The organism is Paraburkholderia madseniana (genome assembly GCF_009690905.1).
Classification (GTDB): Bacteria; Pseudomonadota; Gammaproteobacteria; order Burkholderiales; family Burkholderiaceae; genus Paraburkholderia; species Paraburkholderia madseniana.
Map to the genome: position 1 here is coordinate 1 of NZ_VOSW01000166.1, position 13081 is coordinate 13081.

Sequence of the window (13081 nt, forward strand, 5' to 3'; positions counted from 1 at the left end):
TGGCCCCAAGACCCGCAAACCCGCACCCTATGTCGAAGGCGCGGTAGCCCGAGCCCATCACAGTACCGCCCGCCTGCTTAAACGCGCCAAAGGCGGGACATCTTGATCAAGACCTTGAAAGGGCTGGGTTTTACGGCTTACTTCAGACGCGCCTGCAACTCGTTGGCAAGCTGCCTGGTTGCGGCTTTGGTCGGCGCGTCGCCGGCGAGTGCATTAAGCAAGCCAAAGTCGTGGATCGTGCCGTTGTAGCGAACCGTCGTGACTTCATCGCCCGCGGCGTCGAGCTTGCGACCATAGGCCTCGCCTTCATCGCGCAGTACGTCGGACTGCGCTACCTGGATCAGCGCCGGCGGCAAGCCCTTCAACTGATCACCTGAAGCACGCAGCGGCGAAGCGTAAATCTCATTGCGCTGCTTCGGATCCTTTGTGTACGCGTCCCAGAACCACTTCATCATCGGCCGGGTCAGGAAGTGGCCTTCCGGATAGGCGTTGTACGAACCGTCGCTGAAATTGTTGTCCGTCACCGGCCACATCAGGCCTTGAAAGCGGATTGCAGGGCCCTGCTTGTTCTTCGCCATCAGGGACACAACCGCGGCCATGTTGCCGCCGACGCTGTTGCCCACTACTGCGAGGCGGCTGCCGTCCACACCGATTTCATTGCCATGCTCCGCGACCCATCTGGTGGCCGCGTATGCCTGATTGATCGCCACCGGGTAACGCGCTTCGGGCGACGGCGTGTAATTGACAAACACCGCCACTGCTCCGGATTGCACGACGAGGTCGCGCACCAGCCTCTCGTGCGTCTGGAAGTCCCCAAGGATCCAACCGCCGCCGTGGAAGAACATGAAGACCGGCAGCGTGCCCGTGGCGCCTTGCGGCCGTACGATCGTGATCGGCACGCTGATGCCGTCCTGCTCGATGGTCTTGTTCGACACATCGATGCCGGACAGATCGACCTTCACGCTGTTCTGCGCGCCGACCAGCACCTGACGCGCCTGCGCCGGTGTCAACGTGTTGATTGCCGGTCCTGTGCCGCTGTTCAACGCATGCAGGAACTGGCTGGTCACCAGATCGGGCGAGGCGGGTGTTGCCGGGCTTGCGGCGATGGCGAGGGTGGCGCTGGTTGCAAGTACAGCGGCCAGCAGCAAAGGCTTGAAGGTCTTCATGATTTTTTCCAGGTTCGTGATGGTGAGAGACTGAGGCTTAGACGACCGTCAGGGTGACGTCGATGTTGCCGCGGGTGGCGTTGGAGTACGGGCAGACGATGTGCGCCTTGTCGACCAGTACCTGCGCCGCTTCGCGTGCCATGCCGGGCAGGGAGATCTTCAATTCCACTTCGATGCCGAAGCCGTTCGGGATCAGGCCGATGCCGACGCTTCCGTCAATCGAGACGTCCGCGGGGATGGCGATCTTGTCGCGGGCGGCGACGAATTTCATCGCGCCGAGGAAGCAGGCGCTATAGCCGGCCGCGAAGAGCTGTTCCGGATTGGCGCCCTCGCCGCCCGCACCGCCCAGTTCTTTCGGCGTGGTCAGCTTGAAATCGAGGTTGCCTGCTGGCACCACGGCGCGGCCATCGCGGCCACCGGTGGCATGAGCTTGAGCACGGTAGAGGACTTTTTCGAGTGACATGGTGAGGCTCCTTACAAGAGTGAGTGATCGAATTTACTATCTACTACTAGATAGATTAATCCGCAAAATTAAACTGACAAACCAGACTTTTCCTGGCTACTATATACTCCCCACTTATCTATCTACTCAGAGATAGATAAGTGCGCCAACAAAGAGGCGGCGTACCGCCTCATACCTGATTACCTGACTACCGCGGTGCGAGCTTCACTTCGCGATCCGCACCGTCGCCTCGACGTCTTCGAGCCGGGCCTTGGTGTGGAACAGACGGCTTGCGAGCACACTGCCCTGAAAAGCCGCGTACAGTGCCCGTGCCGCGTTTTCCGGTTTGCCGTTCACCGCCAGCGTCCCTTCCTGCACGCCTTGCGCGAGAACCTTGGCGAGCCAGCTTTCGTTCGCTTTAAAAAACGCTTGCACGGCCTGGCGGATGTTGTCGGGCAGTGATTCGATGTCTGCAGCCAGCATGCCGCACAGGCAGATCTGATTACCGTCACCGAGGGTCCTGCCGAACAGCTTCGCGTACTTGCTCAGCTTTGTGTCCGCGGCCAATGAAGCGTTAATGCCATGGAGCGCGCCCAATACCTCGTTGCTGTACGCATTAACCGCCTCCAGAACCAGATCGTCTTTCGACGGAAAGTAGTAATGGATGCTCGAGGTTTTTACGCCAACCAGACTGGACAGATCACGGTAACTGAACCCGTTGTAACCACGCAGCATGATGAGCGTGATTGCGTGGTCGAGGATCTGTTCGCGCACTGTCGTTGTCGGTTCCATGGGTTGAACTATATCTACTCATAGATAGACTGTCAAGCGCCTTCGCAATTTTTCAACCGACGCGACGTGGTTACCAGACATGAAGGCGGCGCCGCTGTGGCATAGACTGTTTTCTGTCGCCGGCTCAACCGTTGCCTATCCTGCGAAATACCGTGGGAGACAGGATCCGCAACTGGCACCTCCGGTGGCGCTGAAAACGGCATTCCGTCTATCCTTTGTTCCCGTTGGTCGACGAGATCTCATCATGGAATATATCGAAAGCCTACGCATTTTCCGGTCGGTGGTCGAACTGAAGAGTTTCACCCGCGCGGCGGATATTCATGGGCTGGCCCGGCCGGCGGTGTCGCGGGCAATCGCGGGGCTGGAAGAGCGGATCGGATGCCGGCTGTTAAACCGGACGACCCGGCAGGTCTCGCTCACCGAAGCCGCGGAACGATTCTACGAAGGCTGCGTGCGTATCCTGGACGACCTGGATCTACTCGAAGCGGACGTAGCCAACCAGACACGCGAAGCGGGTGGCGTCTTACGCCTTGTCGCCCATACGACGGCGACGGTAAGCCGGCTGGTTCCCCTGATCGCCGGATTCAAGCGGGCCCATCCGAAGGTCACGCTCGACGTGACGCTGACGGAGCGGCCCGTCGACCTGGTCGGCGACGGGTTCGACCTTGGCCTCGTTCTTCCGTACATGCTGACGAGCGAAACAACGGTCGTGCGTCTGCTCGAGCGCATTCCGGTTGTGATCGTCGCGACGCCGCAGTATCTGGAGGCGTCGTCAACGCCGGGAGATCCATCGGAACTGGCCGAGCATCTTTTTGTGCCGATGTCGCCGTCCATTCGCCGCCCCGCCATCGGCTTCCGGATTGGCGAGGACGAGTTGAGCGTTCCGCTTCGCTTCGATGTTTCGTCGAACAGCCCTGCCTTCAACCTGGAAATGGTGCTGCAGGGTTTCGGAATCGGTGTCGTGCCGGCAGCCCTTGTAGAGAACGAATTGGCCTCGGGAAAGCTCGTCCAGTTGCTCACCGGTTCGCGGCTTGCCGACGACAGCGTCGAAATCCAGCTCGCTTACAGCAACCGGACCCTGCTGCCTGCCAAGGTGCGTGCATTTATTGACTATGCGGCTGCCTTCTTCGAAACGCTGGCGACATCGCGCTAGTGCAGCAAATTCGAGCTGCGAAGCGCGTCGGAAACAAAAAAGGGCGCGATGAATCGCCGCTTTCGGTGTTCGGTGACGAGCCCGACTGGATCCGGCCCACGCAGCGTGCACCCGGTCGGCGCCCGGCCCACTTCCCCGTTGCTCCCCGGGCGATTGGTGCACGAAACGACAACAAACTGATAATCCGGCCAGCATCGCTTCCCGGCGGGGGCCGCATTACTCTGTGCGTATGCACTCAAACGATCTTCCGGACGACGACTGTTTCGCTCTTCGTCAAGCCTCCCGACATATTTCAAAGCTCTATGAGCGTCATTTGTCTGAGGCCGGCATCACGCCCACGCAGTTCAGCGTCCTCAAAACGCTGAGTCGTTGTACGAATCTGACGATGGCCGAGTTGGCCAAAGCGATGGTGATGGACAGAACGACCCTCGTTCGAGCGCTTAAACCCCTGCTTCGGCGTGGCCTCGTGGTTGCTCCTGCCGAACCGCAAAGCAATCGGCGACTGCGAGTCGTACTCACCAGAAGAGGGATAACGAAGCTCGACGAAGCGGCCGCTCATTGGGCAACGGCGCAGGCCAGTTTCGAACGTAGTTTTGGCCCGCAACAGGCAGCGCATCTGCGAAGTGAACTGTTTCGCATGACGAGCTACCTGTCCGAAAGATAACCACAACGCAACAGATTGATTCACTGCGGTAGATCGATCAGTGAAAAATTAAACGCTAATGTGTGCATATGCACTTCAAGTGAAGAAAAGACATACAACCCAGATGAGCCAAAGGAAAACGGAAACCATCATGAATCACGACCGACCCCAGCTCCGAGCGAGCGCATGGGCTGCCACGATAGCCTCGGCGGTGGCGGCGCTTGGCCTCGCCGGATGCGTCAACTACGCCGGCATCAAAAGCGACAAGCAGATTGCCCCACCCACCCAGTATGAAACGAAGGAGAGCTTGCCTGCCGAGGGCGGACAGTGGCCTGCAATGGATTGGGCCAAGCAGTTCGGCGATGCGCAGCTGCCCAGGCTGATCGACGAGGCACTGGCCGGCAATCCAACGATCGATCAGGCACGTGCACGCATTGAGAAAGCCTCTGCCTCAGTCGGCACGGCCCATTCCGCACTCTATCCAAACGTGACGGGAAGCTATTCATGGACGCGCGAGCGCTATAGCGACAATGGGTCCGCTCCACCGCCGGTCAACGGCACCTGGCAGAGCGAGAACAACGTGCTCGCCAGTGCTTCGTTTGATCTCGACCTGTGGGGCAAGAATCGCGAACGGCTTCGTCAGTCTGTCTCGCAGGAGAAGGTCGCCGAAGCCGAAGCCGAGCAGGTGCGCATCTCTTTGGCCGCGTCGGTGGCCAGCACCTACAACCATCTTGCGCAGCTCTATGCGTTGCGTGATATCGAGGCTCGCGAAGTGAAGAATCGCGAGGATATCGGCCGAATCACAGATGGGCGCGTGGGTGCGGGGCTCGACACCAACGTTGAGCGGCAGACCGCATACGGCGAAACCGCAACGAGCCGCTCCAGCGTCAGTGACCTCGATGGACAGATCACGACCGTCCGCTACCAATTGGGTGCCCTGCTCGGCGAAGGACCGGATGGCGGCCTCAAGATCGCCAACCCATCGCTTGGAGAGGGCGCCGGCGTCGCGCTTCCCGACAACCTGCCCGCCGACCTGATTTCGCGGCGCCCGGACATCGTTGCGGCCTATTGGCAGGTGGATGCAGCAATCCACGATGTAAAGGAAAAAAAGGCCGAGTTCTTTCCGGACGTCAATCTTTCCGCATCAGCTGCACTGGACGCGTTTGGCTGGGGGCGATTCCTGACGGCTGGAAGCGGCCAACTTCAGGCAGGACCCGCGATTCATCTTCCTATCTTCGACGCTGGTGCGTTGCGCGCCCAACTGAAGGGCCGCTACGCGGACTTCGATTACGACGTCGCGACGTACAACCAGACGTTGATCAGCGCTTTATCCGATGTTGCCACGCAGGTCACGCAGATCCACTCGGCCGACCGTCAACTGGTCGATGCGCAGCAGGCCCTGGATGCACAGACCAAAGCCTACCAACTGGCGCTCGTTCGATACAAGGCTGGCTTGAATCAGCAACTGCAGGTACTGAACGCCGACGACAACCGGCTCGCAGCCGAAACAGCTGTCGTGAACCTCGAAATGAATCGCCGCGGCATGCAAATCGGGCTGATCAAGGCACTAGGCGGTGGATTCGATGCTTCGCAGGCTGGCCTTGCCGCAAACACGGAGACACCGATTCCTGCGCCGTCCGGCAGCACGGCAACTCACTGAACGACCAGATCGGCACTCGGGCGTATCGGCCTGAGCGCGACCATCAAACTTTATTGGAGCTACCCATGAACGCACCTCAGTCATCGTCGGATAAAGAGCCGGAAAAGAAGCCCGGCAAACGCAAACTCCTGCTCTCGCTGCTTGTCGCTTCGCTCGCGATCGCAGGCGCTGCGTATGGCGCTTTCTATTTCGTCGACGCCCGTCACCATGTGGACACCGACGACGCATACGTCAACGGCAACGTCGTGCAAATTACGCCGCAGGTCACGGGAACCGTCATCGGGGTCAATGCGGATAACACGCAAATCGTCAGGAAGGGCGAACCGATCGTCCAGATCGATCCCGCGGACGCCAGGATTGCGTTGCAACAGGCCGAGGCCAATCTGGGCCAAACCGTTCGCAGAGTCCATGGCCTATATGCCGACGACGACAGATACCGCGCAGATATCGCTGAACGCCAGTCGGATCTTTCGAAGGCGCAGGACGATCTGAAGCGCCGGCTTGCCACTGGCATGACGGGGGCGGTGTCGGACGAGGAAATCTCACATGCACGTGACGCGGCCCGGTCGGCTCAGGCTTCGCTTGAGGCAGCCCGGCAGCAGCTTGGCGCCAATCGCGCGCTGACGGCCAACACGTCGGTCGAGAAGCATCCGGACGTACTGGCAAGCGCCGCCCACGTTCGCGACGCCTACCTGGCTTATGCGCGCACCACGTTGCCGGCCCCCGTGACCGGATATATCGCTCAGCGCTCGGTTCAGGTCGGGCAGCGCGTGTCACCCGGCGCAGCGCTGATGTCGGTGGTGCCGCTAGAGCAGGTCTGGGTCGATGCGAACTTCAAGGAGTGGCAGCTTCGTCACATCCGGGTTGGGCAACCAGTTGAGCTGACAGCCGACGTCTACGGCTCCGCGGTCGTCTATCACGGCAAGGTGGTGGGCTTTACGCCAGGCACTGGTTCGGCACTGGCGCTGCTGCCGGCGCAGAACGCGACGGGTAACTGGATCAAGGTGGTGCAGCGGCTGCCGGTGCGCATCGAGATTCCACCCGCGGAACTGGAAAAGCATCCGCTGCGAGTGGGTCTGTCAATGAACGTGGATGTCAACGTCAAGGACCCTGCCGGCGCCCAACTCGGTACGCAGTCTACGTCCGCCTATAAGACCGACGTTTTCGCAAAGTACGGCGACGAGGCCGACGCCGCGATCGCGCGGATCATCGCCGAAAACGAATGACCGCCGCTCATTGGACCGCGGCACGTGAAAGATGCCGCGCCTTTCTTGCCAGACACAGGACAGCCGTATCACCATGAACACCAACCATCCCAATCACCCGCCGCTGACCGGGGCGACACTCGCTCTGGGTTCCCTGAGCGTTGGTCTCGCGGGCTTCATGACCGTGCTTGACTCATCGATCGCCAACGTCGCCATTCCAACCATTTCCGGCAACCTCGGCGTATCGGTCGACGAAGGCACGTGGGTCATCACCGTTTTTGCCGCTGCGAATGCAATCGCGATTCCGTTGACTGGCTGGCTGACGCAGAGGCTGGGGCAGGTCCGGCTGTTCGTCGGCTCGATATTGTTGTTCGTGTTCGCATCCTGGCTGTGCGGTATCGCGCCAACGTTGCCGATCCTGTTGCTTGCGCGTGCGCTGCAGGGAGCCTTTGCCGGGCCGCTCATCCCGATGTCGCAGGCGTTGCTGCTCAGTTCGTGGCCAAAGGCGAAATCCTCGCTGGCACTCGCGCTGTTCTCGATGATCGTGGTGACCGGGCCGATTGTCGGGCCGTCGCTCGGCGGCTGGGTAACGGACAGTTATAGCTGGTCGTGGATCTTCTATATCAACATCCCGGTCGGGCTGTTCGCCGCCGCGATGGTCTGGCTTCTCTATCGCAAGCGCGATACGCCGGCCAGAAAGCTGCCAATCGACGTTGTCGGGCTGGTGCTGCTCATTGTTTGGGTCGCGTCGCTTCAGGTGATGTTGGACAAGGGCAAGGATCTCGACTGGTTCTCGTCGAGCACGATCGTCGTGCTGGCTATCGTTGCCGCGGTCGGTCTCGCGGCATTCATTATCTGGGAGCTGACGGAAAAGAATCCGATCGTCGACCTGACGCTGTTCAAGCAGCGCAACTTTCTCGGCGGCACCGTTTCGATTGCCGTCGCGTATGGCATCTTCTTCGGCACGCTGGTGCTGCTTCCGCAGTGGATGCAGGAGTACCTGGGATACCGGGCTGTCGACGCAGGGCTTGCTACGGCGCCACTGGGCATTTTCGCGGTGATCGGCGCCCCCATCATGGGCAAGATTCTGCCGCGTTCCGATGCGCGCATTATCGGCACGTTCGCGTTTATCGGATTCGCGATTGTCTACTTCATGCGCACGTATTTCTATACCGACATCAGCGAAGGATACATCATCCTGCCGACCCTGTTGCAGGGTATTCCGATGGCGCTGTTCTTTGCTCCGCTCACCGTGATCATCCTGTCAGGACAGCCGCCCGAAAAGGTGCCGGCCGCGGCCGGGCTGTCCACCTTCGGACGCGTGTTCTTTGGTGGTATTGGTACGTCGCTGGCGAACGTCGTATGGAACAACCGGACGATCATGCACCATGAAATCCTGACACAGCAGTCGAGTCCGACTAACCCGATTTTCAATGCGCAAATGAACACCTACCACTCGGCGCTTGGCCTGAGCCAGCAGGCTTCGTATGCGTTGTTCGATCATACGGTGCAGTCGCAGGCCGCCATGTTGGGGCTGAATGACGTGTTCTATGGAGCCGCGATCATCATGATCATCATCATTCCGCTCATCTGGATCACGAAGCCAGGCAAGGCTGGCGGTTCGAGCGACGCGGCCGCGGCTGCGCATTGAAAGGCGGTCCGGTACCGTCGTCCGTACCGGACACCATCCCACAAACCGTATAGGTACTGTACCGGCGTGGTTCGCTAGAATGCTCCGAGGGTCTCAATGACCAACCTCGGAGCCACCCATGTCCATGTCCTACCTCAGTCTCAGCGCGCTGCCCGCCGGCATTCTGTTCGCGCTCGTCACCACGATCACGCCCGGTCCGAATAACACGATGTTGCTGGCCTCCGGCGTCAACTTCGGCTTTCGCCGCACGCTGCCGCATCTTTCGGGGATCAGCGCCGGGGTCGTGCTGTTGATGCTGTCGGTGGGGATTGGTCTGGGCGAAGCCTTCGTGCACTTCCCGGTGCTGTACACGGTGCTCGAAGTCGCAAGCGTCGCGTACCTGCTGTACCTCGCGTGGAAAATCGGCACGTCGGGCGAACTGAAGGTCAAGAAAGGCGAGCGCCGGCCCATGAAGTTTCATGAAGCCATTGCGTTCCAGTGGGTCAATCCGAAAGCGTGGATGATGGTGCTGACCGCCGCCACGACGATTCACCTCAGCGAGAGCGCCAGCGTGAACGCGATCGCAATGGCGGTGATCTTCTACGTGATCGGCTTTCCGTGCATCTGCCTGTGGGCGGGTTTCGGCACCGCGATGCGCAAAGTGCTGTCGGACCCGAAGCGGCTGCGCATCTTCAATGTCGCCATGGCGCTGCTGCTGGTGCTCTCGCTGTATCCGATCGCGCTCAAGCTGCTCGGCCAGTCCGTTTAAGATCGAGTCCGATTAGATCGCACCCTGCCCGACTCGCTCGATGAAGCGCCACAACGCGTCGTCGGTCGAGTACGGGGCGTTGAAACGGAACCAGGCGCTCGGGGCGTCGTCGGGACGGAAATAGGAGCCAGGTGCGAGCCAGATACCGTGCTGGAGCGCGGCCGTCGCCACCTCGCCCGCGCGCTCCGCTTCGATCGGCAGACGAGCCCACAGGAACAGGCCGGCTCGCGGCCGGTGAAACAGTTCCAGGCCGAGCGAATCGAGACGCTCTTCGACGGTCGCATGCGCGAGTTTGAGCCGCTCGTTCACGGCTTCGACGTGACGCGCATAGCGCCCTTCGAGCAACACCTTGTCGACGATCCGTTCGATCGCTTCCGACGAGGTCAATCCCACCGCCATCTTCGTGCGTGCCAGTTCGCGCAGGACTGCCCGCTCGGCGACCACGTAGCCGCAACGCAGCCCCGGCGTCACCGTCTTCGAAAAACCGCCCACGTAGAGCACGCGCTGCAAGCCTTCCATGGCGGCAAACAAAGGCGCGCCGGACGGCGCCAGTTCGCGGCTGACGTCGTCTTCGATCACCCACATGCGCTGACGCTCGGCGATCTGCAGTAGACGGAACGCCGCCGACATGCCGAAGGTCGCGCCGGTCGGATTCTGCAGCGTGGTGTTGACGAAAATCGCCTTCGGCTTGTGCTGCGCGACCAGCGCTTCGAGCACATCCGTATCGACGCCAGCCGGAGTGCGCGGCACCCCATGCACCACCAGCCCCGCTAGCTTGAGAATCTGCAGCAGATTGCAGTAACCGGGATCTTCGACGATCACGGCGTCGCCCGCACGCAGCAGCGTGCGGACGATCAGATCCAGCCCTTGCGTCGCGCCCTGCGTGAGCAGCACGTTGGAGACGTCCACCGGCAAACCGCGCCGGTCGAGTTGCTCGGCGATCCGCTCGCGCAGCGGCGCGAAGCCGTACGGATGCCCGTAGTCGCCGAGACGCGCCGCCGGTACCCGGCTCATCGCACGCAGCGCATGCTGCAAACCCGTCTCGTTGATCCACTCGTTCGGCAGCCAGCCGCCGCCTGCCTTGATCGGCACCGAATGGTCGGCGAACACGTCGGACAGCAGCCAGGTCGCGGTCAGGCTCGGCGGCTGCCAGTCGGTCGGGGCCGCCCGCGCGGACTGCGCGCGCGCCGCCACCCGATAACCGGAACCGCGCCGCGCCACCACGAGACCCATCGACACGAGCCGGTTGTAGGCCTCGGTGACCGTGAAGGTGCTCAGCTCGTGGCTCTGCGCCAGTTGCCGCACCGACGGCAACAGCGCGCCGGCGCGCAGCGACTGCGCCTCGATGGCGCGCGCGAAGCCCTGTACGACCTGCTCGACGAGCGTGGGAGCGGCGCGTCGGTCGCGCTCAAGTTGTAGTTCGATCATGGTTCGGACTGAAAGGCCGGTCGCGACGGCCGGCTGCGTTGCCAGAAAGATGGCCCGGAAGACGCCAGATAAAGCGTCAAGTTAAGTCACCGCGGCATCATCGCGCGATCGACACAGTTAGCGCAAATCCACCAACACAGTTAGCACCACACTGCGTCAACTGTTTATGCCGCCATTAAACCGCGGACGCTACAGTTTCGCTACCACTTCGAGGAGAAAACCATGACTTCGCGCCCCGTCATCGACGACCTGTCGTCTTTCTGGATGCCCTTCACCGCCAACCGCCAGTTCAAGGCTGCGCCGCGCCTGCTGGAATCGGCCAAGGGTATGTACTACCGCACCACGGACGGGCGTGAAGTGCTCGACGGCTGCGCGGGTCTCTGGTGCGTGAACGCCGGCCACGGCCGCGACGAAATCGTCGCCGCGATCACCGAGCAACTGTCCACGCTCGACTTCGCGCCGACCTTCCAGATGGGCCACCCGTTGGCGTTCGAAGCGGCCACGAAAGTCGCCGAACTGATGCCGGACGGCCTCGACCGCATCTTCTTCACGAACTCCGGCTCGGAATCGGTCGACACCGCCCTGAAAATCGCGCTGGCGTATCACCGTTCGCGCGGCGAAGGTCAGCGCACGCGTCTGATCGGCCGCGAGCGCGGCTATCACGGCGTGGGCTTCGGCGGCATTTCGGTCGGCGGCATCGCGCCGAACCGCAAGACGTTCTCCGGCGCGCTGCTGCCGGCGGTCGATCATTTGCCGCATACGCATAACCTCGAACACAACGCGTTTTCGAAGGGCCAGCCGGCCTGGGGCGCGCATCTCGCCGACGAACTCGAGCGCATCGTCACGTTGCACGATGCATCGACGATCGCTGCCGTGATTGTCGAACCGGTGGCCGGCTCGACGGGCGTGCTGATTCCGCCGCAAGGCTATCTGCAGAAGCTGCGTGAGATCTGCACGAAGCACGGCATCCTGCTGATTTTCGACGAAGTGATTACCGCATTCGGCCGCGTCGGCAAGGCGACCGCGAGCGAATACTTCGGCGTGACGCCGGACCTGATCACGATGGCCAAGGCAATCAACAACGCTGCGATCCCGATGGGCGCAGTGGCCACGAGCCGCACGATCTACGACACGATCGTCAACAGCGGCGCACAGGGCGCGATCGAACTGTTCCACGGCTACACGTATTCGGCCCACCCGGCCGCGGCCGCGGCCGCCGTTGCGACGCTCGACCTATATCGCCGCGAAGGCCTGTTCGAGCGTGCGGCGACGATGGCGCCGAAATTCGAAGCCGCCGCTCACTCGCTGCGCGGCGCGAAGCATGTGAAGGACGTTCGCAACCTCGGCATGATCGCGGGCGTTGAACTCGAGTCGCGCGACGGTGCTCCGGGTGCGCGTGCTTACGAAGCGTTCGTGAAGTGCTTCGAGGCGGGCGTGCTGCTGCGCTTTACCGGTGACATCCTCGCGTTCTCGCCGCCGCTCATCATTGACGAAGAGCAGATCGCGCACATCTTCAAGACGGTGGGCGACGTGCTGGCGACGGTGCAGTAAGACTGCTGGAGAGATGCGGGTATTCGCGCGGGCGCCATCGGCGGCATGGTTAGACGTCGGGGGCGCTCGTTGCGGCGCAGCGAAATCTCAGGAAATTGCCCTGCAATGCTCGCGCCTGCCGCCTGGACGGCGTATGGTGATGGCAAGGGTTGGCGCCGTGGTCCGGCCCGACGGGAGACTTCCATGAAGATACCTACCGTTCGCGCAGGCGCGCATATCGAAGGCGTGCATTGGGTTGCCGAGTACGCTGAAGACGTTCACGAGATTCGTATATTCCGCGAAGGCCAGGAAGTGGATGTGCATAATGCGCCGTCCTCGTTGTTTGGCGATGAGGAAAATGCAGGGTCGAAAAGCACCGCTGATCATCGGGCGGTGGAAGCCGCTGTGCTGGCTTATTTGCGGCGGTTTGTGATTGAGCATGATGCGGAGGAGTAGGGGGTTTTTTGCCTGCGCGGCGGCATTGGCCGTGTTCTTGGGGCTTTGGCCTTTCCTTGAATTGGTAGTGGTCTATTAGCGTTGCCCCTGTGCGGGGCGGCACTTACTTTCTTTGCCGCCGCGTAACTATTCAGCGCTTGTAAACTGCCACCAGGCTGTGCATAGTGAAGGACATGACGAAGATGCCCGATTTCAAGGACCTGACGC

General features: G+C 61.4%; 12 protein-coding genes. 8 read left to right on the top strand and 4 right to left on the bottom strand.

Translation table 11 applies throughout. The features are described 5' to 3' along the window. Nucleotides 1–137 precede the first annotated feature (137 nt). From FSO04_RS43010 to FSO04_RS43020, 3 genes are all read right to left on the bottom strand, one after another. Entirely contained in the window at nucleotides 138–1166 is a 1029-nt protein-coding gene (locus FSO04_RS43010) for an alpha/beta hydrolase (protein WP_154567432.1), read from the bottom strand. A gap of 37 nt (nucleotides 1167–1203) precedes the next feature. Continuing rightward, nucleotides 1204–1629 (bottom strand): organic hydroperoxide resistance protein, encoded by a 426-nt coding sequence (locus FSO04_RS43015; RefSeq protein ID WP_154567433.1) that lies wholly within the window; start codon nucleotides 1627–1629, stop codon nucleotides 1204–1206. Between the two features lie 204 nt (nucleotides 1630–1833). Then, nucleotides 1834–2400 (bottom strand): TetR/AcrR family transcriptional regulator, encoded by a 567-nt coding sequence (locus FSO04_RS43020; protein WP_154567434.1) that lies wholly within the window; start codon nucleotides 2398–2400, stop codon nucleotides 1834–1836. A gap of 244 nt (nucleotides 2401–2644) precedes the next feature. Here FSO04_RS43020 and FSO04_RS43025 point away from each other — a divergent pair, with 244 nt between their 5' ends. The 6 genes from FSO04_RS43025 (at nucleotide 2645) to FSO04_RS43050 (ending at nucleotide 9460) form a co-directional block, all read left to right on the top strand. Further along, complete coding sequence (locus FSO04_RS43025) at nucleotides 2645–3553, top strand: LysR family transcriptional regulator (RefSeq protein WP_154567439.1); 909 nt, start codon at nucleotides 2645–2647, stop codon at nucleotides 3551–3553. 229 nt (nucleotides 3554–3782) lie between these two features. Continuing rightward, nucleotides 3783–4217: a MarR family winged helix-turn-helix transcriptional regulator gene (locus FSO04_RS43030; protein WP_154567440.1), complete on the top strand. Its 435-nt coding sequence runs from the start codon at nucleotides 3783–3785 to the stop codon at nucleotides 4215–4217. A gap of 130 nt (nucleotides 4218–4347) precedes the next feature. Beyond that, nucleotides 4348–5856 (top strand): efflux transporter outer membrane subunit, encoded by a 1509-nt coding sequence (locus tag FSO04_RS43035; protein WP_154567435.1) that lies wholly within the window; start codon nucleotides 4348–4350, stop codon nucleotides 5854–5856. A 65-nt stretch (nucleotides 5857–5921) separates the two neighbouring features. Next, nucleotides 5922–7082 (top strand): HlyD/EmrA/EmrK family protein, encoded by a 1161-nt coding sequence (locus FSO04_RS43040; protein WP_154567436.1) that lies wholly within the window; start codon nucleotides 5922–5924, stop codon nucleotides 7080–7082. Between the two features lie 73 nt (nucleotides 7083–7155). Next, nucleotides 7156–8712 (top strand): DHA2 family efflux MFS transporter permease subunit, encoded by a 1557-nt coding sequence (locus FSO04_RS43045; RefSeq protein WP_154567437.1) that lies wholly within the window; start codon nucleotides 7156–7158, stop codon nucleotides 8710–8712. A gap of 124 nt (nucleotides 8713–8836) precedes the next feature. After that, nucleotides 8837–9460: a LysE family translocator gene (locus FSO04_RS43050; protein ID WP_054040326.1), complete on the top strand. Its 624-nt coding sequence runs from the start codon at nucleotides 8837–8839 to the stop codon at nucleotides 9458–9460. Between the two features lie 12 nt (nucleotides 9461–9472). On the opposite strand, the gene FSO04_RS43055 is transcribed toward FSO04_RS43050, so the two are convergent. Next, a complete protein-coding gene (locus FSO04_RS43055; protein ID WP_054040324.1) occupies nucleotides 9473–10888 on the bottom strand; it encodes an aminotransferase-like domain-containing protein in 1416 nt (471 codons plus the stop codon). 222 nt (nucleotides 10889–11110) lie between these two features. On the opposite strand from FSO04_RS43055, the gene aptA reads away from it, so the two are divergent. After that, entirely contained in the window at nucleotides 11111–12439 is a 1329-nt protein-coding gene (gene aptA / locus FSO04_RS43060; protein ID WP_154567438.1) for an omega-aminotransferase AptA, read from the top strand. Between the two features lie 183 nt (nucleotides 12440–12622). Beyond that, the gene (locus FSO04_RS43065) at nucleotides 12623–12874 is read left to right on the top strand and encodes a hypothetical protein (RefSeq protein ID WP_154567441.1); all 252 of its coding nucleotides are present in this window, start codon (nucleotides 12623–12625) and stop codon (nucleotides 12872–12874) included. Nucleotides 12875–13081: the final 207 nt, after the last annotated feature.

Bases quoted from the DNA above. Each gene is read 5' to 3' on its own strand.
- FSO04_RS43025 (WP_154567439.1), top strand. From the start codon at position 2,645: ATGGAATATATCGAAAGCCTACGCATTTTCCGGTCGGTGGTCGAACTG.
- FSO04_RS43055 (WP_054040324.1), bottom strand. From the start codon at position 10,888: ATGATCGAACTACAACTTGAGCGCGACCGACGCGCCGCTCCCACGCTC.
- FSO04_RS43040 (WP_154567436.1), top strand. From the start codon at position 5,922: ATGAACGCACCTCAGTCATCGTCGGATAAAGAGCCGGAAAAGAAGCCC.
- FSO04_RS43010 (WP_154567432.1), bottom strand. From the start codon at position 1,166: ATGAAGACCTTCAAGCCTTTGCTGCTGGCCGCTGTACTTGCAACCAGC.
- FSO04_RS43035 (WP_154567435.1), top strand. From the start codon at position 4,348: ATGAATCACGACCGACCCCAGCTCCGAGCGAGCGCATGGGCTGCCACG.
- FSO04_RS43020 (WP_154567434.1), bottom strand. From the start codon at position 2,400: ATGGAACCGACAACGACAGTGCGCGAACAGATCCTCGACCACGCAATC.
- FSO04_RS43030 (WP_154567440.1), top strand. From the start codon at position 3,783: ATGCACTCAAACGATCTTCCGGACGACGACTGTTTCGCTCTTCGTCAA.
- FSO04_RS43015 (WP_154567433.1), bottom strand. From the start codon at position 1,629: ATGTCACTCGAAAAAGTCCTCTACCGTGCTCAAGCTCATGCCACCGGT.
- FSO04_RS43045 (WP_154567437.1), top strand. From the start codon at position 7,156: ATGAACACCAACCATCCCAATCACCCGCCGCTGACCGGGGCGACACTC.
- FSO04_RS43050 (WP_054040326.1), top strand. From the start codon at position 8,837: ATGTCCTACCTCAGTCTCAGCGCGCTGCCCGCCGGCATTCTGTTCGCG.
- FSO04_RS43065 (WP_154567441.1), top strand. From the start codon at position 12,623: ATGAAGATACCTACCGTTCGCGCAGGCGCGCATATCGAAGGCGTGCAT.
- aptA (WP_154567438.1), top strand. From the start codon at position 11,111: ATGACTTCGCGCCCCGTCATCGACGACCTGTCGTCTTTCTGGATGCCC.